Source organism: Enterococcus pseudoavium NBRC 100491, assembly GCF_001544295.1.
Lineage (GTDB): Bacteria > Bacillota > Bacilli > Lactobacillales > Enterococcaceae > Enterococcus_A > Enterococcus_A pseudoavium.
Genome location: NZ_BCQF01000007.1, coordinates 62,001 through 86,862, shown reverse-complemented (window position 1 = coordinate 86,862; position 24,862 = coordinate 62,001). Strand labels below are relative to the sequence as shown.

30 protein-coding genes are annotated in these 24,862 nt (G+C 41.5%); 21 read left to right on the top strand and 9 right to left on the bottom strand.

The window, feature by feature from the left end; genetic code table 11:
* Positions 1-65: 65 nt before the first annotated feature.
* Positions 66-650, bottom strand: coding sequence for a helix-turn-helix domain-containing protein (locus EP1_RS05145; protein WP_067624547.1), 585 nt, complete (start codon positions 648-650; stop codon positions 66-68).
* Between the two features lie 162 nt (positions 651-812).
* Entirely contained in the window at positions 813-1,067 is a 255-nt protein-coding gene (locus tag EP1_RS05140) for a hypothetical protein (protein WP_067624485.1), read from the bottom strand.
* Positions 1,068-1,393: 326 nt separating this feature from the next.
* Between EP1_RS05140 and aspD the strand changes: the two genes are divergently transcribed.
* From aspD to EP1_RS05120, 6 genes are all read left to right on the top strand, one after another.
* The gene (gene aspD / locus EP1_RS05135) at positions 1,394-2,989 is read left to right on the top strand and encodes an aspartate 4-decarboxylase (protein WP_067624482.1); all 1,596 of its coding nucleotides are present in this window, start codon (positions 1,394-1,396) and stop codon (positions 2,987-2,989) included.
* Positions 2,990-3,163: 174 nt separating this feature from the next.
* Positions 3,164-3,982: a bifunctional hydroxymethylpyrimidine kinase/phosphomethylpyrimidine kinase gene (gene thiD, locus EP1_RS05130; protein WP_067624479.1), complete on the top strand. Its 819-nt coding sequence runs from the start codon at positions 3,164-3,166 to the stop codon at positions 3,980-3,982.
* The gene (locus EP1_RS05125; protein ID WP_067624476.1) at positions 3,972-4,520 is read left to right on the top strand and encodes an ECF transporter S component; all 549 of its coding nucleotides are present in this window, start codon (positions 3,972-3,974) and stop codon (positions 4,518-4,520) included. The genes thiD and EP1_RS05125 overlap by 11 nt, the downstream gene beginning before the upstream one ends.
* A 243-nt stretch (positions 4,521-4,763) precedes the next feature.
* On the top strand, positions 4,764-4,910 hold the full coding sequence (locus tag EP1_RS13515) for a hypothetical protein (protein WP_167540745.1): 147 nt from the start codon (positions 4,764-4,766) through the stop codon (positions 4,908-4,910).
* Positions 4,911-5,073: 163 nt separating this feature from the next.
* Positions 5,074-5,211 (top strand): hypothetical protein, encoded by a 138-nt coding sequence (locus tag EP1_RS13420; RefSeq protein WP_157065577.1) that lies wholly within the window; start codon positions 5,074-5,076, stop codon positions 5,209-5,211.
* Positions 5,212-5,438: 227 nt separating this feature from the next.
* Positions 5,439-6,968 carry an ABC-F family ATP-binding cassette domain-containing protein gene (locus tag EP1_RS05120; protein ID WP_067624473.1) on the top strand — a complete coding sequence of 510 codons (1,530 nt, stop codon included), beginning with the start codon at positions 5,439-5,441 and terminating at the stop codon, positions 6,966-6,968.
* 32 nt (positions 6,969-7,000) lie between these two features.
* Here EP1_RS05120 and EP1_RS05115 read toward each other — a convergent pair whose 3' ends face one another.
* Complete coding sequence (locus EP1_RS05115) at positions 7,001-7,477, bottom strand: hypothetical protein (protein WP_067624471.1); 477 nt, start codon at positions 7,475-7,477, stop codon at positions 7,001-7,003.
* A gap of 367 nt (positions 7,478-7,844) precedes the next feature.
* Between EP1_RS05115 and EP1_RS05110 the strand changes: the two genes are divergently transcribed.
* Positions 7,845-9,425 carry an Nramp family divalent metal transporter gene (locus EP1_RS05110; RefSeq protein WP_067624468.1) on the top strand — a complete coding sequence of 527 codons (1,581 nt, stop codon included), beginning with the start codon at positions 7,845-7,847 and terminating at the stop codon, positions 9,423-9,425.
* A gap of 82 nt (positions 9,426-9,507) precedes the next feature.
* Here the strand turns inward: EP1_RS05110 and EP1_RS05105 are convergent, their stop codons facing one another.
* Positions 9,508-10,182 (bottom strand): hypothetical protein, encoded by a 675-nt coding sequence (locus tag EP1_RS05105; protein ID WP_067624458.1) that lies wholly within the window; start codon positions 10,180-10,182, stop codon positions 9,508-9,510.
* 580 nt (positions 10,183-10,762) lie between these two features.
* On the opposite strand from EP1_RS05105, the gene ndk reads away from it, so the two are divergent.
* Entirely contained in the window at positions 10,763-11,188 is a 426-nt protein-coding gene (gene ndk / locus EP1_RS05100) for a nucleoside-diphosphate kinase (RefSeq protein WP_067624456.1), read from the top strand.
* A 90-nt stretch (positions 11,189-11,278) separates the two neighbouring features.
* Here the strand turns inward: ndk and EP1_RS05095 are convergent, their stop codons facing one another.
* Positions 11,279-11,995, bottom strand: coding sequence for a DUF5131 family protein (locus EP1_RS05095; RefSeq protein ID WP_067624453.1), 717 nt, complete (start codon positions 11,993-11,995; stop codon positions 11,279-11,281).
* Between the two features lie 131 nt (positions 11,996-12,126).
* Here EP1_RS05095 and EP1_RS05090 point away from each other — a divergent pair, with 131 nt between their 5' ends.
* The 3 genes from EP1_RS05090 (at position 12,127) to EP1_RS05080 (ending at position 14,486) form a co-directional block, all read left to right on the top strand.
* Entirely contained in the window at positions 12,127-12,396 is a 270-nt protein-coding gene (locus tag EP1_RS05090; protein ID WP_067624450.1) for a hypothetical protein, read from the top strand.
* A gap of 33 nt (positions 12,397-12,429) precedes the next feature.
* Positions 12,430-13,359 (top strand): DNA/RNA non-specific endonuclease, encoded by a 930-nt coding sequence (locus EP1_RS05085; protein ID WP_067624446.1) that lies wholly within the window; start codon positions 12,430-12,432, stop codon positions 13,357-13,359.
* 83 nt (positions 13,360-13,442) lie between these two features.
* The gene (locus EP1_RS05080; protein WP_067624445.1) at positions 13,443-14,486 is read left to right on the top strand and encodes an LPXTG cell wall anchor domain-containing protein; all 1,044 of its coding nucleotides are present in this window, start codon (positions 13,443-13,445) and stop codon (positions 14,484-14,486) included.
* 35 nt (positions 14,487-14,521) lie between these two features.
* On the opposite strand, the gene fsa is transcribed toward EP1_RS05080, so the two are convergent.
* Positions 14,522-15,175 (bottom strand): fructose-6-phosphate aldolase, encoded by a 654-nt coding sequence (gene fsa / locus EP1_RS05075; RefSeq protein ID WP_067624442.1) that lies wholly within the window; start codon positions 15,173-15,175, stop codon positions 14,522-14,524.
* A gap of 225 nt (positions 15,176-15,400) precedes the next feature.
* Here fsa and EP1_RS05070 point away from each other — a divergent pair, with 225 nt between their 5' ends.
* The 5 genes from EP1_RS05070 to EP1_RS05055 all read left to right on the top strand — a co-directional run bounded on the left by EP1_RS05070 (position 15,401) and on the right by EP1_RS05055 (position 17,864).
* Entirely contained in the window at positions 15,401-15,793 is a 393-nt protein-coding gene (locus tag EP1_RS05070) for a YxeA family protein (protein WP_067624439.1), read from the top strand.
* A gap of 226 nt (positions 15,794-16,019) precedes the next feature.
* Entirely contained in the window at positions 16,020-16,334 is a 315-nt protein-coding gene (locus EP1_RS05065; RefSeq protein ID WP_067624436.1) for a PadR family transcriptional regulator, read from the top strand.
* On the top strand, positions 16,331-16,915 hold the full coding sequence (locus tag EP1_RS05060) for a DUF1700 domain-containing protein (RefSeq protein ID WP_067624433.1): 585 nt from the start codon (positions 16,331-16,333) through the stop codon (positions 16,913-16,915). The genes EP1_RS05065 and EP1_RS05060 overlap by 4 nt, the downstream gene beginning before the upstream one ends.
* On the top strand, positions 16,912-17,079 hold the full coding sequence (locus EP1_RS13510; RefSeq protein ID WP_167540744.1) for a hypothetical protein: 168 nt from the start codon (positions 16,912-16,914) through the stop codon (positions 17,077-17,079). Before EP1_RS05060 ends, EP1_RS13510 begins: the two co-directional genes overlap by 4 nt.
* A gap of 152 nt (positions 17,080-17,231) precedes the next feature.
* The gene (locus EP1_RS05055) at positions 17,232-17,864 is read left to right on the top strand and encodes a pentapeptide repeat-containing protein (protein ID WP_067624430.1); all 633 of its coding nucleotides are present in this window, start codon (positions 17,232-17,234) and stop codon (positions 17,862-17,864) included.
* Positions 17,865-17,908: 44 nt separating this feature from the next.
* On the opposite strand, the gene EP1_RS05050 is transcribed toward EP1_RS05055, so the two are convergent.
* Both EP1_RS05050 and spx read right to left on the bottom strand, forming a co-directional pair.
* The gene (locus EP1_RS05050; RefSeq protein WP_067624427.1) at positions 17,909-18,523 is read right to left on the bottom strand and encodes a hypothetical protein; all 615 of its coding nucleotides are present in this window, start codon (positions 18,521-18,523) and stop codon (positions 17,909-17,911) included.
* A 184-nt stretch (positions 18,524-18,707) separates the two neighbouring features.
* Complete coding sequence (gene spx / locus EP1_RS05045) at positions 18,708-19,124, bottom strand: transcriptional regulator Spx (protein ID WP_067624424.1); 417 nt, start codon at positions 19,122-19,124, stop codon at positions 18,708-18,710.
* A gap of 552 nt (positions 19,125-19,676) precedes the next feature.
* Between spx and EP1_RS05040 the strand changes: the two genes are divergently transcribed.
* Complete coding sequence (locus EP1_RS05040) at positions 19,677-20,084, top strand: YjdF family protein (RefSeq protein ID WP_067624421.1); 408 nt, start codon at positions 19,677-19,679, stop codon at positions 20,082-20,084.
* Positions 20,085-20,164: 80 nt separating this feature from the next.
* Here the strand turns inward: EP1_RS05040 and EP1_RS05035 are convergent, their stop codons facing one another.
* On the bottom strand, positions 20,165-21,019 hold the full coding sequence (locus EP1_RS05035; protein WP_174519740.1) for a DUF6544 family protein: 855 nt from the start codon (positions 21,017-21,019) through the stop codon (positions 20,165-20,167).
* A gap of 209 nt (positions 21,020-21,228) precedes the next feature.
* Here EP1_RS05035 and EP1_RS05030 point away from each other — a divergent pair, with 209 nt between their 5' ends.
* From EP1_RS05030 to EP1_RS05015, 4 genes are read left to right on the top strand one after another with little or no spacing between them, the layout of a single operon-like run.
* A complete protein-coding gene (locus EP1_RS05030) occupies positions 21,229-22,149 on the top strand; it encodes a nucleoside hydrolase (protein WP_067624414.1) in 921 nt (306 codons plus the stop codon).
* Positions 22,150-22,169: 20 nt separating this feature from the next.
* Positions 22,170-23,576 (top strand): C4-dicarboxylate transporter DcuC, encoded by a 1,407-nt coding sequence (gene dcuC / locus EP1_RS05025; RefSeq protein WP_067624411.1) that lies wholly within the window; start codon positions 22,170-22,172, stop codon positions 23,574-23,576.
* 5 nt (positions 23,577-23,581) lie between these two features.
* On the top strand, positions 23,582-24,049 hold the full coding sequence (locus tag EP1_RS05020; RefSeq protein ID WP_245630583.1) for a GNAT family N-acetyltransferase: 468 nt from the start codon (positions 23,582-23,584) through the stop codon (positions 24,047-24,049).
* 48 nt (positions 24,050-24,097) lie between these two features.
* Positions 24,098-24,826, top strand: a complete 729-nt coding sequence (locus tag EP1_RS05015) for a winged helix-turn-helix domain-containing protein (protein ID WP_067624408.1) — start codon at positions 24,098-24,100, stop codon at positions 24,824-24,826.
* The last annotated feature ends 36 nt before the right edge of the window (positions 24,827-24,862 follow it).

Here is a 24,862-nt window from a genome sequence, read left to right as displayed (position 1 = left end):
CTTTCAGGAGGATGCTCGCCTTTGTATTCCTATTATCTAGCTCTTTTCCTTAAACGCACCGGCTCTTATAACTCATGGATCTGGGATTTACTATCATACCAAAGTTCTTCGGGCGAATAACTATCGGTTCCGTTCATCACGACTTCCCCGTTTGCCTTAATCTCAAAATCCGAGCCAATCCACTGTTGTCGCGCACCGGCAAAAAAGACCGAACGCTTTCCATTTTCTTTTTTACGAGTGAATGGATGTTGTACAATGTCTTCGTTCAGGCGTGTTCTTAAATAGCGCGTCTCCCCATTGTCAAAGGTGACCCGCAAAAAAGTGGCCAAATTTTCTACTTTGACGGCTTTTGGAACGGTTCCGGCTGGATACGTTTTATTGGCTTCCGACTGCTTATTCATCTGCTTTGCTCCCCCTTGTTTGGCAAACAGCAACGCTAGAAAGGACGGTTTGGAATTACCTAACAATTTATCCGTTGAAATCTGAAAATACTGGCTGAGTTTAAGCAACGTATCAAGATCCGGATAACTTTTATTCCGCTCCCATTTGGACACGGCTTGCGGCGTCACATTCAAAAGCTCGGCCAAGTCCTTTTGCGTCATCTTTTTCGCTTCCCGTAATTCTTTGATCTTTGTTCCTATTTCCACCATAAAGATACCTCTCCCCAATAAAATCGGCAATGAACCGCTCGTTGAAACTAGCCAAATTAGACTCAACCAACCGTTGAACGCTTCCATTTTACCATTCTTTCAGTGAAAAAAAGACTTGATCGTACAAAAAAAGCAGAACGTTTTACCGTCCTGCTAACTGGCTTATTCAATTACCATACTGACAAAGCCCACGACTTTATCAAACAAATCGCCGAAGAAACCGGAGACGCTTTGCCATAACCCACCGAAATCTGGATTTGCGATGAAATGCTGAACTTGTGCGATCGCTTGATCCTTATAAATATAAATGATAAATAGTAAAAATAGGACACCGGCGATCCGCCATAAAACCGAGCCAACTTTTACCACAAAGAAAATCAGCAACGCAATAAAGGCGATTGCAATCAATTGTTCCATTTATAATTCCTCCTCATCTCTTACTCTCATAGTCGTTCCCGTGAATCATTCACTTACAAGACTAGTATGCCCTGTTTCTTAAGTTTTGGCATGGGTCCAAAGACTGAAATTTTTACGCAAAAAAACAGCAAAAATGAATTCTAAGATTTTTGTAAGCGTTCGCTTCGCGTCAACCATGCGCCTTTGAGTAGTTATTAGAAAAAAACACATTTTATTTCTTTGGATTTTAACAGAAACTTTCTCATAAACTCTAAGCGTATTTACGCTGTATTAAAAATTATTCTCGTTACTATGAAATTAAATAAACCATAAAAGGAGTCGTATTTGTGTCTACAATTACCGAACAAGCCCTAGAAGAGCTAAGTCCTTTTGAATTAAGTCTCTTTTTAGAACAAAAAATTCATGAAAATAATAAAGTCACGAACTTACTAAATGCTGGCCGAGGAAATCCTAACTGGACCGCCCCTACCCCGCGCGAAGCTTTCTTTTTACTTGGGCAATTCGCTACCCAAGAAACGTTATATGGTCCAGGTGAACTAACTGCCGGAATGATTCAAGCCGATGCAGGCCGCAGTCAACGTTTCGTTGATTTTTTAGCTGCACACCCGGGCAAAGGTGCCGATTTCTTGAAGAAAATCTGGTTTTCCGACAACAATTATCTCGGAATGCCGAAAGAAGCTTGGCTAACTGATATGTTAGATCATATCATTGGTGACAACTACCCCAATCCCGTCCGCTGTTTAAGCGCCTGCGAAGGGCCAATCAAGGCTTATTTAAACCAAGAATTGTTTTCTAACAGTACTACACCTTTTGATATTTTTGCTGTCGAAGGCGGAACTGCGGGAATTTGTTATATTTTCGATACTTTGTTGAATAATTTCTTATTAAATCGCGGCGATAAAATCGCTTTGATGTTACCAACCTTTGCACCCTACTTAGAAATTCCAGAATTGCCAAAATATTCTTTTGAGATCGTCAAAGTCCAAGCAGAGCAAACAATGCTTGATGGTAAGATGACCTATCAATATCCGGATGCTGAAATCAATAAGCTGCGGGATGCTGAAATCAAAGCAGTCTTTGTCGTGAACCCAAGTAATCCGACCGCTAACGCTTTGGCCCAACCGACGATCGAACTCTTAAAAGAAATCGTGGCAACCGACAACCCAGAATTGATGATTTTAACCGATGATGTTTATGGCACATTTGTCCCAGTTTTCACATCACTATTTTCAGAAATTCCTTACAACACTGCTTGTATCTATTCTTATTCAAAATATTTTGGTGCAACCGGCTGGCGGGTCGGTACGATCGCAGTCGCTAAACACAATCTGTTTGACGAATTGATCGCCAACTTGCCGCAAGACAAGATCCAACAATTGAATGAACGCTATGCTTCATTAACTGCCGATCCAACCACGATTACTTTCATTGATCGAATCGTAGCCGACAGCCGTGATGTGGCCTTGAATCATGCTTCTGGCTTATCCGCACCACAGCAAGTCATGATGGTGATGTTTAGCTTGTACAGTCTGTTAGATGAAGGACAAGCCTACAAAGCCGAAGTCATGGATATCTGCCGTCAACGGGAACGATTGTTGTTCCATACATTAGGACTGCAAGAACCGTTAGAAGATTTAGATACAGCTTACTACTGCGAGATCAATTATGAAGATTGGACCCGCAAACGTTATGGCAATGACTTTGCTGATTATCTAAAAAACAAATGGACCGTCACCAAAGTATTAACTTCCCTCGCCGAAAATGAACAATTGATGCTATTGAAAGCTAACGCCTTTGGTAGCAGTGAATGGGCGGTGCGCGTTTCCTTAGCTAACCTGGCCACCAACCAATATCCTGAAGTCGGCAAACGGATCATCCGCCTGACAGATACCATCCGGGATCAATGGCTGAAAACAAAATAATCTCAGTGAGTATGCGCCCTCGTTTCGTGGGGCGCATACTTTTTTTATTCCCCGTTAATTGGCTGAGGGAAAACAAAGCCAATTGGCTGTTTTCAACCGCTGAGGAAAAGACTATGCTTTGTACATGTAAAAAAGCCCTTATTTATGATCACTTAGCGTTAGGAGTTGAAATCAATGAAAAAAACCGCAACCATCGCCGGCTCAGATGCCACAGGCGGCGGCGGATTAGAGGCCGATCTAAAAACTTTTCAAGAATTCGGCACCTTTGGCTTAGCCGCAATCACTTCGATTGTTACACTAGATCCTGCAACCGGACGGCACAGTTTACACCAGCTGCCCCTCGCCCTGCTGCAAGAACAGTTAGCTTCCATTTTTGCCGGACCGATCGATGCCCTAAAGACTGGTCTATTGCCGACCCGGGAAATAATTGAATTGACCGCCGCAAAAATTCCGAATAACTGGCCATTGATCGTGGATCCGGTCATCGGCGGCAAAGGAACCCAAGATTTTATTGAAAATGATCAAGTCCAAGCGCTACGGGAAAAACTATTACCCCAAGCACTGATCACCACCCCCAATTTACGCGAAGCGGGCATCTTGTCTGAATTAGGCGAACTCACTTCAGAAAAACAAATGCAACAAGCTGCAAAGAAAATTGCGCTACTAGGCGTAGAACATGTCGTCATTAAAGGCGGTACCCGTTTAAATAGCGAGCAGACGCTCGATTTACATTACGATGGGCAGACCTTTCAGACCTATCCCCATCCAGTCATCGCAACGCCTTACAATCATGGCGCCGGATGTACCTTTGCTGCGGCGATTACTGCGGCGATCGCCAAAAATTACCCCATCGAAGCAGCCATCAAAACAGCGATCGACTTTGTTCAAGCTGCAATTGCGCAAGGGGAAAAAATCAATCCTTATGTTGGGCACGTGTGGCACGGTGCTTACACTCAAGGAGAAAAACGAATGGAGTATGTTGATGAAAACTGATCGAAAAATTCAAAACCTCGTATTGATCGCCCTCTTTGCGGCGCTGACTTTGATTGGAACCATGATCAAAATTCCTTTACCGACGGGGGCGTTTATCCACTTTGGCAATTCCGTCGTCTTACTAGCCGTCCTTTTGATCGGCTACTGGCAAGGCGCACTAGCTGGTGGGATCGGCTTTTTCATCTTTGATATCTTAAATGGCTTTGCGGCTGAAGCACCCTACTTTTTAGTCGAAAGCTTCGTTGTCGGAGCGGCCGCCTACTTGGCTTTTACCTTGTTCAAACAAAAACCAACCCGCGTATCGCAAATCATCGTGATCGGCATCTTCGCCGGTATCGCTAAATTTATCATGTCCGTTATCAAAGCGACCGTCATGGGGATGATCGTTGGCGCGCAATTCAAACCGGCTTTTTTCGCCGCATTAGCAACGATGCCAGCAACTGTCATCAATATCTTTTCAACGATCTTGATCGTTAGCCTCGTCTTTTTCCCTTTAAGACGAGCGATGCAACTGATTTTTCACAACCAGCCGGCTTAATGGTATAATAAAGCTCCTTGGCAGGGGCGAAAGAAAATCCACACCATCCGTTTAAAGGATTGGTGTGGATTTTTTGTGTCGTATAGACTAAAGGATAACTCACCCCTAATCAGCTTAAGAATCCGTGTTCAAAATTTAAATAATTAAAATAATTTATGAACACAAATTCATTTTATTATTTTATTTTAATATGTTATAATTTTATTTGTAAGTTCGTTATTAAATAAAAAAGGAGGAAACAAAATGACTTTTCAACAAGAAGAACATTCTTATCGTGTGACCTTTGACTTAGAAGAAAATATTTTTATTGTCTACTCATCAGTCACTGGCCAACAAGCAACTGGGATCACCATTGAACAAGCGATCAACGATCTAAAAAAATCAGCTTAAGGAGCGCATTTCTCAATGAATGAAGCCTATAATTAAAAGCCTCTGCTTAAAATGGAAAGCAGGGGCTTTTTTGCTGTCTTCAGCTTACATAATTGTTCGTTTTTCATTAGCTAAATAAATGTCAAACTTCCAATCATACACGTTATACTGAGGAAACGAAACTATGGAGGAAACTATGGAGGTTGAAAAAATTATGAAACAATTGTTATTTCCATTCTTCGCAATAAGTTATTTGTTAGCTCGTATCACCCTTCACTTGTCCCTTTACCCGATCGACTGGCTGGCCGGTCTCTTTCAGTAAAGGAGTGTGAAGTCGATTGGAACAATTCACTGAATTTTTAGTAAGTCTAGTTAGCTGGGCAGGCACCTTCTTTTGGCAACTGTTTACTGTCATTTCAGATATTATCACCTATTTATTTTCTGCCCAGCTTTAGAAATCAGTCTGCTCTAAAAAAAGAACTCTTTTTTACTTGACTCTCCCCTGCTTTTATTAGATGATGGGGATTTGAGTAAGAAAGTAGGAGAAACATGAGTATCTTAGATTTAACTGGGATCGCCCAACAATTTGGGGACAAGATCCTCTATGAAGATTTAGAATTACATTTAAACAAAGGGGAACATCTCGGCCTGATCGGACAAAATGGCGCAGGAAAAAGTACCTTGATTAAAATTATCACCGGTGAACAATTACCGGATGAAGGCACGATCGCTTGGCAAAAGAACATTCGCGTTGGCTATTTGGATCAGTATGTCGAAGTAGATCCGACGTTATCGATTCGAGCTTTTTTGAAGACTGCCTATGCCGCAGATTTTGAAAAAGAAGCCAGAATCGGCGAACTTTACATGGAATATAGTGAGTCACTGGATGATAAATTATTGGAAAAAGCTGGTCGGCTGCAAACCGAATTGGATCAAGGTGATTTCTATCAAATCGACACATTGATTGCAGAAATGAGCAGCGGTTTAGGGCTAGATGTGCTCGGTATGGACACACCACTGGAGGATTTAAGCGGCGGTCAGCGCTCAAAACTGATTTTAGCGAAATTACTTTTAGAAAAACCAGATGTCTTGATCCTCGATGAACCAACCAACCATTTGGATGATGAACACGTCACTTGGCTGAGTCAATTTTTACAAGATTTTGCCGGCACTTTTGTGGTGATCTCCCATGATCGCGACTTTTTAAATCAAATCACGACCCATATCGCTGACATCGAATTTGGAAAATTGACGAAATATACCGGAAATTTGACCAAAGCGTTAAAACAAAAGGAGCAGTTTCAAGAGACTTATCTGAAACAATATGCAGCTCAAAAACGCCAGATTGAAAAAACCGAAGCTTATATCCGCAAATACAAAGCCGGTTCCCGTTCAACGATGGCCAAAAGTCGCCAAAAGCAATTAGACAAAGTCGAACGTTTGACGCCGCCGTCATCCAATGCGGTCGCTCATTTTGAATTTCCTTACGCACCGATTGTGACAACACTCGCCTTAGAGACGACCGACTTGGTAATTGGTTATCAGCGACCGTTGTTGACACCCATCAATATCACCTTGCGCTACGGTGAAAAAGTCGCCATTCGTGGCTTTAACGGAATCGGAAAATCGACCTTGCTGAAGACCTTGATTGGTGCGATTCCTAAACTTTCCGGTGAATTTCATTTTCCGGCGAATACGAAAATCAATTATTTTGAACAAGACCTGCAATGGGAAAATCCTTATCAGACCCCACTGCAATATTTGAGTGACCATTTCCCCAAAGAAACGGTCAAAGACTTACGGAAACATTTAGCCAAAGCTGGACTACCGAATCAATTAGCGCAAGAACCTTTGAGCACTTTGAGCGGTGGCGAACAAACCAAAGTCAAGCTTTGTCAAATGACCATGCAAACAGGCAATCTGCTGATTTTGGATGAACCGACCAATCATATCGATCAAGCCACCAAGGACAGTTTACGAGAAAGTCTAGCCAATTTTGCTGGCACCGTCATTGTCGTTTCCCATGAGGAAGGTTTTTATCAAGATTGGACCGATCGCGTGATCGAAATCAGTCAATAAACTTCATTCAATTTTCTGCCCCACTACTTTGTCTAACACAGACGAAGTGGTGGGGCTTTTGCGATTTTAAGGCAGTGAATTGCCGCGATTAACGGTCGGCGATCATTCATTGATTTTTTTAACCAAAAGCGAAATTTAGGTAGTTTAACCGGATGTTTAGTTAATTTTCGGCCGACAGCAACCAAGCCTTTGACCCGTTGTCCGGCACTGGAAGCTAGGCGCAGTAAAAACTTCCGCCAGTCTTTTTTCGAAAAATAGGCTTCAAAATCGCGAAAATAATGGCGCAGTGTTTTGCTCAGCGGGCTCGTTAAAAAGATTTGATGGACCAAATCCGGCAACATTTTACTAAAATCTTCTCTCCCTAATTTATCCCGTACCTGCAACGCTACGAGGTAACGGATCGTCAGGTCTTCATCCTGAGATGCTTGATAATAGTCCGTTAACCGTTTTTCCAGCGTTTTACGCTTTAAACAAAATAGTTGCCGCGGTGTGAACCAAGCCTCAGTCATATCCTCCGTTCCCCTCCCTATTTTTGTTACCGCTTTCAATATAGGCTATTTCACTACTTTTGACAAATCCTGTTGTTTGATCCTTTCACATTGCTCACACGTGGTATTATCCTACTTTCTTCAGCGATTTATTTTTTTCACCCGCTGCTTCGGCAAAAAAATAATCAAATTTATTGTCGCTTTTTTTTTAGATTTTCCTGGAGCTCGGCTCTTTTCTCGCCATATCTTCAACTTTCGTGTAAATTAAAATTAACGGATATTAAATCAACCGAAGAGATTTTAGGCACGCCGAATCTTTTTCTTTTATTTTCCTGAATTTGGGTGTATGATGTCAACGTAGAAAAGTTTATAGAAAGGTGGGAATCTTTTGAGCTCAAGTAAACATCCCATTTTGAAACATACAAACGGACTTTCTTTAGAAGAAGTCAATGGTACTGTGGAAGTACCGAAAGGCAAAAATTTCTGGCGCACCTTGCTCGCCTATTCAGGACCTGGGGCACTCGTTGCCGTCGGCTATATGGACCCAGGAAATTGGTCCACCTCCATCACCGGCGGACAAAATTTCCAATATTTATTGATGTCGGTTATTTTACTATCTAGTTTGGTCGCCATGCTTTTGCAATATATGGCAGCTAAACTGGGAATCGTCACTCAAATGGACTTAGCTCAAGCAATTCGAGCCCGAACTAGTAAATCTTTAGGGATTGTCCTATGGATCTTGACCGAGTTGGCGATCATGGCGACGGATATCGCTGAGGTGATCGGAGCGGCGATCGCCTTGTATTTACTATTTGATATTCCATTAGTCATCGCCGTCTTCATCACTGTTTTTGATGTGCTGGTCCTCTTACTCTTGACTAAAATCGGTTTTCGAAAAATTGAAGCGATTGTTGTCTGTTTGATCTTCGTAATTCTCTTTGTATTTATTTATCAAGTGGCTTTATCTGATCCGAACTGGGGCGATGTCTTAAAAGGGTTCGTCCCCACCCATGAAACTTTTGCAAATACTCCAGCAATCGGCGGGCAAACCCCATTGACCGGAGCTTTAGGAATTATCGGCGCAACTGTGATGCCTCATAATTTATATCTTCATTCAGCGGTTTCACAAACACGCAAAATCAATCATGCCGACGAAGATGAAGTTGCCAATGCGGTTCGTTTTACTACTTGGGACTCCAACATCCAATTATCGATGGCTTTTATCGTTAATGCCTTGTTGTTAATTATGGGAGTCGCCGTCTTTAAAACCGGAACGGTCAAAGATCCTTCTTTCTTCGGATTGTATGAAGCTTTATCCAATCCGACGACCATGAGCAATGGGATCTTGATGAATGTTGCCAAAACGGGAACCTTGTCCACCCTATTCGCTGTCGCCTTATTAGCTTCCGGCCAAAACTCCACGATCACCGGAACATTGACGGGACAAGTCATCATGGAAGGCTTTATCCATATGAGGATGCCGATCTGGTTACGACGGTTAGTTACTCGGCTGATCTCCGTTGTCCCAGTCTTAATCTGTGTCTTGCTCTTTAGTGGAAAAAGTGTGATTGAAGAACACGAAGCTTTGAATAATCTAATGAATAATTCACAAGTCTTTTTAGCTTTCGCCCTACCTTTTTCAATGCTGCCTCTATTGATGATGACTAATAGTTCGGCTGAAATGGGCGAGCGGTTCAAAAACAAAAAGATCATCCAGTTACTTGGCTGGATCTCCGTAATCGGCTTGACTTATTTGAACTTGATTGGTTTACCTAGTCAAATCGAGGGATTCTTCGGTGATTCCCCTTCTGCGACTGAATTATTGACCGCCCACACGATCGCTTATATCTTAATCGCCGTTGTGTTGGCACTCTTAGCTTGGACGATCATTGAGCTCCATAAAGGAAATCAACGCGTCGCTGCGGCCGGAAAAGTTGAAGAAAAATTCGAAGAAGACTTATCAGAATAAACAAAACGTCACGCTGGTCCCAGTTGGTCAGCGTGACATTTTGTTTTCATTTAAAAATTGGATAACTATTTTCAAAATGGCACTATGAATTGATAAATGTTTGCACCTTTTTATAATCATTGAGGGCATAGAGCATTTTCCCAAAATCTTTATAGGTATTCTTGCACCCACTGTACTCGCCTACCCCATCCATCCCCTTCAGCAAGGAGTTCAGCACTACACTCGTGGAAATTTTCTTCGCTCCGTAAATAATTGACAGATTGGGATTTTCGTTTTTTAGCGTCCTGACCGCAGCCTTGATTTCTTTTTCGGTCAGATTGTCTTTTGCACCCACTTGATCGGTTTTCCATTTAATGATTTGAATTTGATTTAAAAGTTTCTTTTCCAGTTTTAAAGGATTCGTCACTCGTGCCAAAATAATGAAGCCTAACGCATTTGCCTCTTCAATGATTTTATCCAAAGCCGTTACTGTATTGGCTTGATCGATATCATCCAAGATTAAAACATCGGCACCATCTGTTTTGATTTTTTCCAACCGATTGCGCATCGAATCTTCATAAACAACCCCGACATGAATCCGATTTGTTGCTGCTTTAATTAAAGGAACGTCCGTTGGCCTGGCAGTAAAAATTGCATCTAAATTTAATTGCGCTATTTTTTGATCAATTGGAATTACGTTATTTACCGCATCTGTCCCTCTCCATAACACCTCTGAATTGACACAATAAAACGGAATCTGCAAACTCTTCTTTTTCATACTGTTTACTCTCCTTTAAATTTTAGTGAAAAAAATCACAAATCGAGCTAAAAAAATATAAGACCTTTCCAAAACAATCTGTCGCTCAAAAATAACCTGTCTGATTTAATTCAGTATTATCCCATAGAACGGATGACCTGTCAAACGAAATTGTGAATTATCGAACATTATTTTTTACAGAAAAAATTCTCTAAGCTTCCTTTTTAGTGAAAAGAAATTTTCTGTTCTTCAACTTATTTTTTTTGCCATTTTAAAATCGTACAGTTATACAAGCAAGCTACTTTAACTCGAGAAACCATCAGCCACCCTACCAAAAAACTGCGCTATTATCGTATTTATTTGGGTGAAATATAATTTCAAATGGACACGATCAGTTCTTTGACTTTAAGTATCCCGAAAAAATTTACTTGACCAGACCCGCTCTTAGCGATATTTTACTTGAACGATGCGCAAAAAAATAGTTTTGAATGATTCTTCATCACGAAAATTTTTTTCTTTTTCGCTAAAAATAGTTTACTTTTTCACAAGATAAAGGTATATTGTACTTGAATGTAAAAACGACCAAAAAGGAGTTTTAGCCATGACAGCTCATTTTGATTCGACCGAACAGACTCTCGTTATCATCAAACCCGACGGTGTCCAAAGAAAACTAGTCGGACGGATTATCCAACGCTTCGAAGACCGCGGATTAACCATCAAAAAGATGTATCAAACCATGTTAGAACCAAAAAAGGTGCAAGAACACTATGATCATCTCAAAGAGCGCGACTTTTTCCCAGCACTGATCGATTATATGACTTCTGGCCCAGTCGTTGTCATTATATTAGAGAATAAGGATGTTATTCAAATCGTTCGCAGTATGATTGGCGCGACCAATCCCCTGTCAGCCGCTCCCGGAACCATACGTGGTGATTTTGCTGTTAGTACCACTGAAAATGTTATTCACGCCTCTGATTCTGAAGAAGCGGCCGCAGTAGAAATCCAACGCTTTTTCCACGAACAATAGCGCAAAGACGCCACTAAGAAAGCCTGGTGGTCTACGCCGGGTCCCCCCGTGACGGGCGCTCGTTTATCAAGCGGAAATTCAACCTGCTTTTTACTTTGGGGGAGACCAATTAATCGCCGCCTTTTTCGCCTGAGAAAATAATTGGCGATAGCTTAATTGATAGCTCTTCCCGTCCTTAATAAAATGTGTGCCACATTGCCGAAATTCAAAAGGGACTCCTTGCGCAATCGCTTCAGCACGTATTTTCAAGATCCAATCATAATTCAACGGTCGAGCCTGTCGATGGTATTCCCCACCTGCCATCACCCGTTCGATTCCATTCAAATACTCCCCAATGGTAATTTCTTCCAATAACGGCTGACAAATAATGTTTTTATGTTTGATCGGCAACTCTTGTAAAAGTGACAAGCGTTGATCGGCCCGCGTCTGATTTTCCACCGAAACACCGATGGTCACGTTCTCGTAGCCCGCACCCCAATCGGCGGGCAGTACGGCGGATAAGCGTTCGAGCCGTTTGGTTAAAAAGACAAACATCAAGTCCGGCCGTTCTTTGATCATTTGCCAACACTCAGCCCGCCAAATATCGGCTTCCGCCAGCAAAAAATCACTGGAAAAGCAAACATAGACCGTCTGCCCGCCCTTCATCCGATAACCGGTTTTCGTTTTTTCAACGGGGGCCGCAAACTGCGCCGTTTTTTCAATCTGACTGGTGTCGATCTTGCGTTTTTTATCGCCTTCATGAATGAAACAATATTTGCAGCCTTCGCTAATGCGGCGACACCCCCGCCAAGGATTCCAAAAAGCCATCTTCCCACCTACTTTTTTCTTCTATTTTAACAAATTTTACTAAAAGGATTCGAGCGCTACCATTATCAGAGCAATAATCGTAAAAAAATGCTAAAATTAGGCGACAAATGCTTTGCAAAGGAAGTGATTTTTTGGAAGAATACCGCGGCTTATTAGAAAAAACCATCCTATTACAAGAAAAGCCGATTATGATGTCCTTACTGATTATGAGTGATGGCGAGGAAAAAACCGAAGTCTTGATCAAAGACCGTTATCTCTCCAGTTATGTCTTTCGCCTACCCGCTAATAAATACATGATCCATATTGCCGGCCGGCGCAATAAACGCAATCAGCTAGTCGCCAAACATTTTGAAATTATGAATCCTGATGAATATATCAAGATTATTGGCGCCCCAGAATAAAGAATTTTATGAATTAGAAGAGGAGCAAATCCCTTGTCCAAGAAATCTAAACTAGTTGTCACGATCCTGATTGTGGCAGCTAGTTTCGCTGTTTACAGCTTACAAAAACAACCTGATGCCCCCAAAAAAACGACGCCCACCACCAGTCAAACCCAAAAACAAACGGGTTCGAGCGTGTCACAAGCCGATTTAGCCGCGCTTACTTATAACGGGACGCAAACGATTGAAATCAATCAAAATCAGCCGACCTTTTCAAAAGAAGACCTGAAAACGACTAACGGACCTTGGGAAACGTACGGAGCGTTGGATCATTTAAATCGGGCGACAGGAGCAGAAGCCTTATTGAACCAAAAATTGATGCCGACTGAAAAACGGGGCGAAATCGCCAGCGTCACCCCGACTGGCTGGCACAATAAAAAAATCAACGGTCAGTACCTTTACAATCGCTCGCATTTGATTGGTTACCAACTGACGGGCGAAAATGCCAATTGGAAAAACTTGATCACCGGCACGCGTCAATTAAATAGTCCAGAGATGTTACGTTTTGAAATGGATGTCCGCTACTACCTAGAAAAAAGTCCAAAAAATTATGTTCGCTACTCCGTTGTTCCGGTTTTTCGTGGCGATGAATTGCTGGCCCGCGGAGTCCATATGATGGCCCAATCAATCAACAACGATGCCGTCAAGTTCAACGTCTACATCTTCAACGTCCAAAAGGGCGTCACGCTAAACTATGCGGATGGCACTAGTCAGATTGAAAAAACAACGCAGTCCACTCCTTCAAGCAGTCCCGCCAGCGCCAAAGAATACGTGGACAGCAATGGCAACGGGTTGATCAAAGGGTCAAAAAGCGGCGTCTATCACCTGCCCGGCAGCAAGTACTACGATCAGACGACCAATCCCAAAGCCTGGTTCAAGACGATCGAAGAAGCTAAAAAAGCTGGCTATCGACCAGCCAAATAAATTTGAAAAAAATTCTCATTCCTAGTTTACAGTTATATTTCTTACGTTACAATAACGTTACAAAAGATAAAGGAGTGAGTTTTTTGAAAAAAACAATTTTTGCTTTCTTACTATTATTTTTATTCCCAATGAGTGTACAGGCCGAATCTTCAAATGCAGAATTAACTCATGAATCGAGCCTCACTATTACCGAACAAACTAGTTCAAGTGCAAGTTTCGTTGAGAACAGCACAGTGGCAACGACTGACTCCGATGATTCTGCTGCAACCAGCGAAACTGAAAACAGCGAACTTAGTAATCTCCAAAAAGCTCAAGATACTACCATCGATCAAATCGAAAAAGAAACTGGTATTAAAAAAAGTAATGATCCAATCGATAATGAACAAGACCCTGAAAAAATTCGTACACTGTTGAAAGATCCGTCAATGGCCAGCATCCTTTCACCTAGCGAAGTCGACAGCTATTCGGATCAGCAGTTGCTGAATGCGATGCTCCTTTGTCAACGCATCAGTGCCGATACTTATGGATTAGATGTCAGCGGCTATGCCCGCATCCTACAAGCCTTATATAAAGACCACACTTTATCTTGGGACAACATTCAAAATATTATCAATTATGATCCCCATTATTATACGAATGCCCTTGAGATGGTGGATAAAATCGACAGTCTGCAAGCTTATCTAGCGGCCCTTTATCCTAGTAACAGTTCCTTTATGGCGATTCGTCAAATGAGCAATCAAGAGTTAACCAATGTCTTGAAACATATCTCGCCGCTCCAAGAAGAAATGATCGCCACTCAAGGGAATTTTTTCCCAGGCATCATCGCTTGGATTGCTCGCTATGCTAATGACGATGACGTACGTAGCGGTGGCACTGTCCCAACGAATCCTAGTACAACTGAAACCACTTCAACTTCTACCAGCTGGAGTTCAACTACTGCATCAACAACCGCAGAAAGTGCTGAAAACAGCGTTCCTGCTAAGAGTGATCCCAATAAACAGGAGGATAAAATCTTAGGCATCCTTCCTCGGACCGGCGAAGAAAGAAGAACTTGGCTGACTGTCGCTGGCGTCCTTCTCTTGGTTCTGATCGCATTTATCATGATTCGTCGCAATCGTAAAAAATAAAGATCAGTGAGCGAAAAATCGCTCACTGATCTTTTTTATTGATTCTTTGCTTGGTAAGATTGCCAATCTGCTTCAAATTGGGCGATCCCATTGGTAGTTAAGGGATGGCTCCACAATTTTTCAAAAAGTGTTCCCGGAATCGTCGCAATATCTGAACCTGCTAAAGCAGCCGCCTCCACGTGTCCTAAATTTCGGATGCTGGCGGCGATAATCTCTGTTTTAAAGTCATAGTTATCAAAAATCACTCTAAGATCACTGACTAATTGAATCCCATCTGATGCGATATCATCGAGCCGGCCTAAGAACGGGCTGACGTAGGTCGCTCCGGCTTTAGCGGCCATCAAGCCTTGTGCCGCCGAAAAGATCAAGGTCACATTGGTTTTGATCCCTTCTTTTGCGATCGTATGGACGGCTTTCAGACCCGCTTCGGTCATCGGAATTTTCACTACGATGTTTTCCGCCCATTGATGAATCACTCGAGCTTCGCGAATCATTCCTTCACTGTCTAATGAGGTGACTTCAGCACTGACGGGACCCTCAACTAAGTCACAGATCTCTTTAATGACGGTTTCAAAGTCTTTGCCTTCTTTTGCGATGATAGTGGGATTGGTTGTCACACCATCCACCAAACCAAGTTGATTGATCCGTTCGATTTCTTCCATGTTCGCGGTATCTAGAAAAAATTTCATTATTTCCTCCTATCATTGATTTCCTCGACTGCAACCTGACAATTGACATAAGCGGAAAAAGAAAACGCTTTCTATTGACAAGCCTATACCACTCACCCACTTTCTTCAATAGCTAAATTCATTGTGACAGTTTTGTTAGTTTCATCTCAGCCCCTCGCCCGATTTTTATCCGTCCTTGACTTGCTAAGCTAGTGCTAATAAATTAGAAAGGAAAAACATTCAACTATGCTTAGAAAATTAATTTACGGAATCATTTATGGGGTGGCTGGAATTTTTATTTTACTTTTTGGTGCAGCACTATATTCCAAACAGTCACCGGGGGAAGTCGCTGATCTTTTGGATCAATACAATCCTATTGTCCCTAAAAGTGAGCTTTACGTAAAAACCACAACGCCTCAATCGATAAACGAGAAGGGGACCGCCCTCTACCAGCAAACGGCCGCTAATAAAGATGGCAAAACCCAAAAGGTCCAATTCAATGATTTTAACGGCTTCACTAATTCGAAAAAAAAGCGCTATTTGAAACTAATTATCAAAGGTCATCATGTAGAAGCTTATGAAGACGTAGCCCGTAGTCAAGTTCCCGAAAAAGCGTTGAAGAAACTTGATAGCCGTTAACCAACGAGGTTGTGACAAGGGTAGCTTATTTCAAAAGAAGCTCCTTTTGAAACACTATTTATTCGGAATAAGGAGGTGTGACAAGCTTTTTGTCACACCTCCTTATTTTGGGATAGCCTTTTTTGAAATTAGTAGCACTAAGAGGGGTTAAAGAAAATCCGCCTTAAGTCTGATAGTCCTCCTATACTATGTAATGTATAGTATTACGTATAGAGAGGTGTTTGTGATGGACAGTCAATTAAAAAAAGGCCTGATCGAGTATTGTGTGTTGGCTTCCCTTGTGGAAAAAGATTCTTATGGCTATCAAATCGTCAAGGAGATCGATTCCCAGCTTGAGCTGACCGAGTCGACTCTTTATCCCATCCTCAAACGGCTAGAAACAAATGAAAAAGTTGCGACGTATTCAAAAATCCACAATGGCCGCTTGCGCAAATATTATCACCTAACAGAATTAGGTTTTGCCAGTATCCAACAATTTTTACACGAATGGAACGACGTCGAAGCGATCCACCAGTATATCAAAAGGAGTGTTGCAAAATGAATCGCGTAGAATTTATTAAGGAATTAAGCAATTATTTGGCTTATGAAGTCCGCCCTAGCGAAGTCCACCGCTTGATTGAGTATTACGATGAAATGATTTTAGATTTAATGGAAGACGGTTATTCGGAAAAAGCGGCCGTCGCGAAACTAGGAGATCCTCAGCAGTTGGCTTATGAAGCCGCTGGGATTCCCACCGAGGTCAAGGTCCCCCGCCGTTTTAATTGGTTGTGGATCAGCTTGCTGATTTTAGGCTTTCCTTTATGGGGCAGTCTAGCACTGGCGGCATTTCTCGTACTGTTGAGTATCGACATCATAATCTGGTGTATCCCCTTCACCGGTGCTTGCATCGCTGGCGGAACAATCATCGGTGGTGCTGTCGCGGCTTTCACCAGCCCTTTTGTCCTGTTTGATTCCATTTTTATGGGTGTGACTCAGTTTGGTATGGGGTTGTTTCTGTTCGGCTTCGGTCTATTATGCATGTGGTTGACTTATAAATTCAGTGCAGTCTTTATCAATCTGCATCGCAGCTTGATGGGCATCATTCGGCGCAATATTTTCCAACGAAAGGTGGTCCAAGTATGAAAACAAAATTACTCGTTCCAAAACTAGCCACGTATTTGCTTGGTGCTGGAATCTTGATCATGCTGCTGGGCTATGCCCTCTCTGGTTTTTCACCGGAGCGCTACCGCATGAGCTATGATGACCACCATTGGTATAATGTCGTCAATTTTCATAGCGATGATTAAATAAAAGTGGAGGGACAAGAATTTTGTCTCTCCACTTTTTTCGAATATACGAAATTTTTTGCACAAAAAACAAAGCTTTATTTAGAAAAATCAGCAAGCGAGTCTTCTCCGGCATGTTAAAATAGAATAAAAAACAGAGAGGATGGCCTTTCATGAGTAATGGTCTGAAAAAGCAAGATTATTCTTTTCGCAATTTACGCGGAGCAAATTTCCATGATCTGACCTTTGAAGGCGTTGATTTTTCCAATGCCGATTTATCTGAAGCAAATTTAGATAACTGCCTGTGTATCGATTGTGATTTTTCCGAGGCACAGTTAAAAAATGCTTCATTAAAAGGAACCGATTTTCAAGGCTGTAGTTTGCGCGGGGCGGATATTTCTGGCGCCAACTTATATTTTGCGCTACTGGAACAGGCTGACTTGACCGATATTATCTACGATGAAACCACCCAATATTTCGAACTTCACTGTCCTCAAGAAGGAGCGTTTATCGGTTATAAAAAATGTTTTGATTTTCGAATCGTGCAATTACTGATCCCAGCAGATGCCCGTAGAACTTCCGCCACCAATACCTGCTGCCGCTGTGATAAAGCTAAAGTATTGACTATCAAGGATATGCATACGAATGAAGATTACGAGGAAGCCGTTGCTTATGTCGATGGGGATTTCATTTATCGCGTAGGTGAATGGGTCGTTGCTGATAATTTCAACCCTAATCGTTGGGCGGATTCCACTGGTGGAATTCATTTTTGGCTAACGCGAAAAGAAGCTGAAGGCTATTTGTAAACTTCGCAAAAAATAGGTGTGATCAAATCTTGATCACACCTATTTTATTCTGGCAAATCATTCTGTTTCCCCTTCTTATTCGCTTGAAAATAATCCAGCGTTACCCCTTTCAGATCGGTTAAACGCAATATTTCATTTAAAGAAGCAAATTCCTCATAAAGCTTCTGCTGCTCTTCATCCAGTTGGTAAACTGCGACGCGACCAAAAATTAGTGGCGCGGCGAACATTTTAGCTGCCACAACTTGATGGACCCCTGCCCCTTGCAAGATATAACCATCCTCTTCTTGGTAATAATGAAAATTCAGCGGCATCAAAGCTTCTGCCAACGCTCGGTCGCCATACGCGGCTTGTTGGCTTGTAAGGCCACGCTCTTCCAACGCCTTTAACTGTTCCTCACTCTTTGCAAGATCGCTCCCGGCGGTCTTGCCCATAAAAAAATCATAGACCGAAGTGCCAGCAAGCTCCAAATCGCTGTTTACCGCCAGGATTTTAGGAACTGGAATAACTTGATCGGATTCTTCGGTCGCTTCAATGGGCTTATAATAATTTTCTACCGCAAGATCTTGAAAAAAAATTCTTTTTTGTTGTTGAATGTGAGCTAGTGGAAGCCCTGCTTGCAACATTCGTTCTATCGCACTATTTTCAAAATCAGTCTTCATAGCAAGCTCCTTTCAGTGTGCCTTCCCTTGTTTCAGCTTCGCCAACAGTCCCTCTTAGTCAATCGACTCCCAGCCAGCATTTGTAAAAAGGCACAAACGATTTTTCTTGTATGACTTGTTTACTAGTAGGTCCAATCTTCCTAAAGGTCTGAATCAGGTTCAGTTTGCTTATTGATTGAAATCATTAGACCAAACTTTCTTGTTCTAGCTCCCAATAATACAAAATTCCGGGTGATTGCTTCGACTCTTCCGTTTCTGCTACAAATTGCTGAAGTTCTGCTTCATTATAGCCAATTTGTAAGTTGACGCCATCTGTAATGATCGGTCGCTTCAACAACCCAGGATTATCAGTAATCACTTCGGTCAGTTCTTCAAGGGATAGCTCATTAAAATCAATGGTGAATTTATGGTAGACCTTGGAGCGAGTGGCGATTATTTCTTCTGTACCGGTCTCTGTTAAAGCCAAAAGATCTGCCAAATCTTGTTGCGCTAGCGGGTTGATTATTATGTCTCTTGCTTCAAAATTTACTTCTTGTGCTTCTAACCACGCCTGCGCTTTCCTACATGAATTACAACTAGCCGAGCCATAAAGTTTTATCATTTTTAAAAACACCTTTCGTCAAGTTTTCTTTTTAAATACGGTTTGTTATTCTACAATTCTTACGATACAGTACTTATCATTTTTTGTTAATCTAATTTTAAAAAAGCACCATTCAACGCTAGTCAAAATTCGCTGTTTTTTTCTTTTTTTATAACGAATGCAATACGAAAGAAGGGATAAATCCCAGTCATAGTCCTTAATAGAGATCATTTTGATAACAACCTCTCACTCATCGTCTCCTCATGAATCAAATATTTCTTTAAGAAGTAAAAAGATGATTTTTATAATAATTATTTGTTGGATCATAAATATTAATTAATAAAAAAATCAGAAAATTCCCTGAGCAGAACTGAGCGAAGCAATATTTTTTGACATTTCTTCATTGAAATTGGTCAGCTGATTCATTAGCCGCTTGCTTTTTTAAAGGGAACAGGTAAACTAAACTCGAGCATAAAAACACATGACGGTTGGTAGTCCGTCGCATGAAAATGTCAGTAACCTGCCCTCCCCGGGTTGTCCCTTGCTTAGATTAAAAATTAGGGAGGTGTCATTATGAAGTTAACGGTTTACTTCGATGGCAGTTTTTGGTGTGGCTTAGTCGAAACTGAAGACGATGGTCATTACCAAGTAATCCGATATGTTTTTGGAGCTGAGCCAAAGGATGCGGATCTTTTCTTATTCATCACACAGCACTTGCCGCGCTTATTAGCACAAGCTGGGACGGTCTCTGCCAAGCCGCAGACTAAAAAATGCGGAAATCCAAAACGGATGCAGCGCTTGATCAATCGACAAAAACGGCAACCAGCCGTATCGACTAAGGCACAACTTGCTATTAGCGAATTACGAGATCAGTCAAAAACGGCGAACCAAACGCACCGACGGCAAAGAAAAGCTGCCTATGCTAAAGCCCGCTTTCAACAAAAGCAGGCTAAAAAACGAGAAAAACATAAAGGACATTAAACGGTTTCCGGACTCTTCGCTGTTTGGCGGATCGTTCCTGAAACCAGTAAAAAAAAAATACAGCCGTGGCTGTATTTTTTTTACTTTATTTTCGTCCAATCAACAGAATAGTCGACCGTGATCTTATCACTGACAAAATAATTATCGTCTCCCTGAGGCAGGCGCCAATTCACACTGACACATCCTGGTCGACGGTACTGTTGATCACTTTCATAATTTTCATAAAGAACGAACCACGGAACCAACGAAGTCCCCTTTCCGTTTTCATCCATGTAACGATCCTTAGTATCAAAACGAATGATGTCACCCGAATCATCGAAAGTAAACCGTCCCTTGGCACTCACGCCGTTCCACGTAATCTTCCCTTCAATCGTTCGCTCATCCAATGTACGCCAACTTACATATGTTTGTAAAAATAAACTCGGTAAAAATACTGCATCGGCTAATGCGGTGATCAGCTGGCCTTGATCCATCTCAGGACCGGTCGAGTGAAACAACGGAAACCATTTAGCTAACACACCGATCATTGCACCGCGCCCATCCTGAACACTGTCTCTCACCTGAACAGGCAAACCAAACAGCCGCGCCTGTAAAAACGCGTAGCGATCTGGCCGATCGACAAAGTTAACTTGCCGAAAATCAATTGAGATTGGCTCTTTGTCCGGTGCCATCCGAAATTTGGTATGTTCAAAGCGGACATACATATTGCTCATCAGCGGTTGATTGACATAGCCGTTTTTCTTAAGATACTTTTTCAAAAGCGGTGGCAGCTCCGCAATCGCTGCTTCCGTGATCAATGCTGGTTGAACCGACGATGATTGAGACTGAAAAGACAGTTCAACATCGGTTAAAAACTTCGTCCAGGCCGGTCCGCCCGGCAAAATAAGATAAATGACGATCAAAACAAAAACGATCATAAAACACCAAAGCAGCATGTTCATCCTCCTCACAAATCATTTCTATCATTCATCTCCACTATACATGAAATCAAGCAACTAATCCTCCGACCAAGGGCGGAGTTGCCCCTGACACTTCCTGCTGAAAAAGTCAGCCCGCTATTTTTAATACAACGTTGACTTAAATGATACTATGTTGTATTATTCTTTTGGAAACGTTTCAATCTAATAAAGAAAGAGTGAATTTTATGAAAAAAAAATCAGTAATTATCAGTACAGACCCGGGAATTGACGATGCCGTTGCAATTGCTTTGGCTCTTTTCAGCGAACAACTTGATGTGAAGCTGATCTGTCCTATTTTTGGGAATGTAAGTTTAGAAAATACTAAAATAAATACCGAAAAATTACTTACGCTTTATAAAAAGTCTCCTCGTGTTGTATTAGGCAGTCATCAACCACTGTTAAGAAAATCGATCAATGCCAGCAATGTCCATGGTAAAACTGGGATGGACGGATATGCTTTCCCTGAACCTGTACTTTCAGTCGACCAATCAGTGACTGCTGCTGCTGCAATGCACGAAGTCGTTGTCCAGTCAGAAGATAAGACAACTCTGATCGGTATTGGCCCTTTAACTGATATCGCTTTATTTATCCATCAATACCCACAAGACTTTGAAAAAATTGAACAAATCGTTGTCATGGGCGGGAGTTTAGGTAGAGGGAATTACGGCGTATTGTCCGAGTTTAATTTTGCCGCTGATCCAGAGGCTGCTAAAATCGTTTTTGATAGCGGCATCCCAATCCAAGTTGCCCCGATGGAAGTTGGTCGTCAAGCCAAAGTAATGCCTGCCGTTTCCGAAAAAATCAACGATCTAGGAACGATTGGTGAGATGTTCTATCAGCTATTTTCAAAATACCGCGGAGGCAGCTTCGCTTCAGGTTTAAGTATGTATGATGCCTTAGCGATTGGATTAGTTTTGAATCCAGCAATGTTTGAGATTGTTTCAACAAGAGTCGAGATCGAAACGACAGGTTTACTGACTGCGGGCGCATCGCTGATCGATCTAAAAGGCTACTTGAATCTTTCTGCCAATGCCGAAGTAGCTATCAGTGTAGATCCTGAACAATTTGAAGAATGGTTTATCGAATCCATTGCTAAAACAAGATAAGGAAAGAGTGGTTGAATAATATGAATGTTTTATTAACTTGTATCGTTGGTATACTAGCTGTTGGAATTCTTGTTTATATGTTATTGAAAAAAAACGATATTAAGATGACTTTACTGATTTTGGGTGTCATCCTCATGTATATCGCCCTTATGATGGGAAGAAAACTTGAAATAAGTGAAACAACCGGTGCACTTTTACTCGATCCCTTTCAAGTAATCGTAGATCAATTCACCAATACCTTGGTCGGTCCTGGGTTTGTCATCCTGATTTTAGGCGGTTACAGCGCTTATATGAACCACATTGGCGCAAATAAAGTCACCGTGCAGGCTTTAACAAAACCAATCGCAAAAATAAAGTCGATCTATATTCTAATCCCAATTGTTTTCTTGATTGGAAACTTATTGTCTTTAGTTATTCCAAGTGCTTCTAATTTAGCGATTATTTTATTAGCCACGCTCTATCCAGTTTTACGGACAGCTGGTATGTCTCGCTTAAGCGCAGCGGCCATCATCGGAACTTCCGCTACGATCGTGCCCACACCTTTAGGTTCAGACAACGTGGCGATTGCTTCATTATTAAATGTAAACGTTACAGACTACGTCTTCAAAAGCCATGCCATTGTTTCAATTCCTACTCTTTTAGCAATTGCGCTCGTTCATTATTTCTGGCAAAAACATGAAGATCTGAAGCAAAAGGAAACTCTGAGTTATGCAGAAGAAATCGCCGGAAATGACGGAAATGAAGCAAAAGCAGATACTGAAACTACGTATTCTGGTTTTCAAGCCTTTGTCTACGGGATATTGCCTCTACTACCAATCATTTTATTACTGATTGTTTTTGTATTGAACCTGGTTCTTGGAACTACATTGAATATCAGCGTACAAGTAGTCAGCCTGATCAGTTTCATTATCGCTGTACTTGTCGAATTTGTGACTCGACGCTCCGTCAATTCCGTTTTAAAAGAAACAAGCTATTTCTTTGATGGAATGGGTAGTGTCATGAGCATCGTGGCTTTATTAGTTTCTGCACAAGTCTTTGTCCAAGGACTTACATCAATCGGTATCATCGAATTGGTTCAGAAAACAATGGAAAATATCAATGGTGCCGGAATTCTACTACCAGTTATCATGGTGGCCTTTACAGCAGTAATCGTTTTGCTTAGCGGAAGTGGAACCGCACTGCTTTTTGCAATGATTCCATTAATGATTCCGCTTTCGAAAGCTGCTGGAATTGATCCTGTCGCTTTGTCGATTCCTATGCAGTTATCTGGTAATCTTTTGAGAGCCGTTTCTCCAGTCGCAGCGGTAATACTAATTGTCGCCGGGACAACAAAACTGTCTCCGATGCAAATCGTTCGCAGAACGTCAGTGCCAATGATCTTCGGCGTGATCCTTTCATTAGTGCTCTCATTGCTTCTTTTTCAATAGTGACAATGATTTATTGCAGACGAACAGCCAAACTCAGTGATTATCCCCATATTATGGCTTTGATCGCTGACGGAAAGAAACAAATGGACAAAGCGGGTATTACTCAATGGGATACCTCCTACCCGAATAAGAAAATCATTCGACAAGATATCCAGCAGAAACATTTGTTAATTTACGGTATGCACTATGAAGCCAGTGTTGCCTTCTCAAAAAATAAAAAAACCGGTTTTATCCAACGTCTAGTTGTCAGCTCGCAACATCAAAGAAGCGGAATTGCCCGATTTATTTTGTCAGATATCATTCATGAAGAAAAACAAAAGAGTGAGTTATTGCAATTAAAAATAAGCACAAATCATTCTAACCTCCCGATGCAACATTTATTGTCCAGTCTAAACTTTATTTCTTACAGAACATATACGATGCCTGGTCGTGAACATTTCGGTTCCTTTATTGAATTTATCTATCCAATCTGATTATGATACAATGCAACTATATTGATTTTACGAGGAATGGTGATAAAGATGCATCGTACGCCAAAATATGTTCAAGTTTACAACCAAATTTTACTGATGATCAAACGATCGCAATTTGCTCCCGGTTCAAAATTACCTTCTGAGGAACAATTAACGAATGATTTCAATGTCAGCCGCGTGACCCTGCGGACCGCCTTGTCTCTTTTGAAGGAAGACGGTATCATCAGTAGCATTCATGGTCAAGGACATTTTGTCAATCTTTCAGAAACGCAAAAAAATGATCAGGGGATCCGGGCCTTGGGGTGTCCGATTTTAGATAGTTTAACTATTCCGATCGAACAGATCACTCAAAAGGATGCATATTATTTTAAAAATCCTAGTAGTGTGTTTACAGATAAGCTATTTGAAGTGAAGGATATCTCCTACTTTACATTGAACGTTTGGTATAAACTCGCTGAAGAAAATGTTGCGAATATTTTTTCAATCTTACTACCCGAAACAATTAAAACATTCGGCTTGGACTTGGAAGACAAAGAACAGATTATCCAGTTTTTGGAAAAAGATATTTATCGAGAAGTAGCCAACTCTAAACTGACGATCAGCATCTCCTCAAGAAAGCCGGATAGCTTCAGACGGGAGTTTTCCGAAGACGAGACATTAGTGCTAATGACCGAAAATCTCTATACGACGAATGGAAAAGTCTTGGCGCAAAACAAGTATTACATCGCTGAAAACTTTTTTAGAACTTCTTTGGTTCGCTACCAGACCAGTCATTAAATGCGCTATAATAAAAAAGGATCACTCATTTTCTAG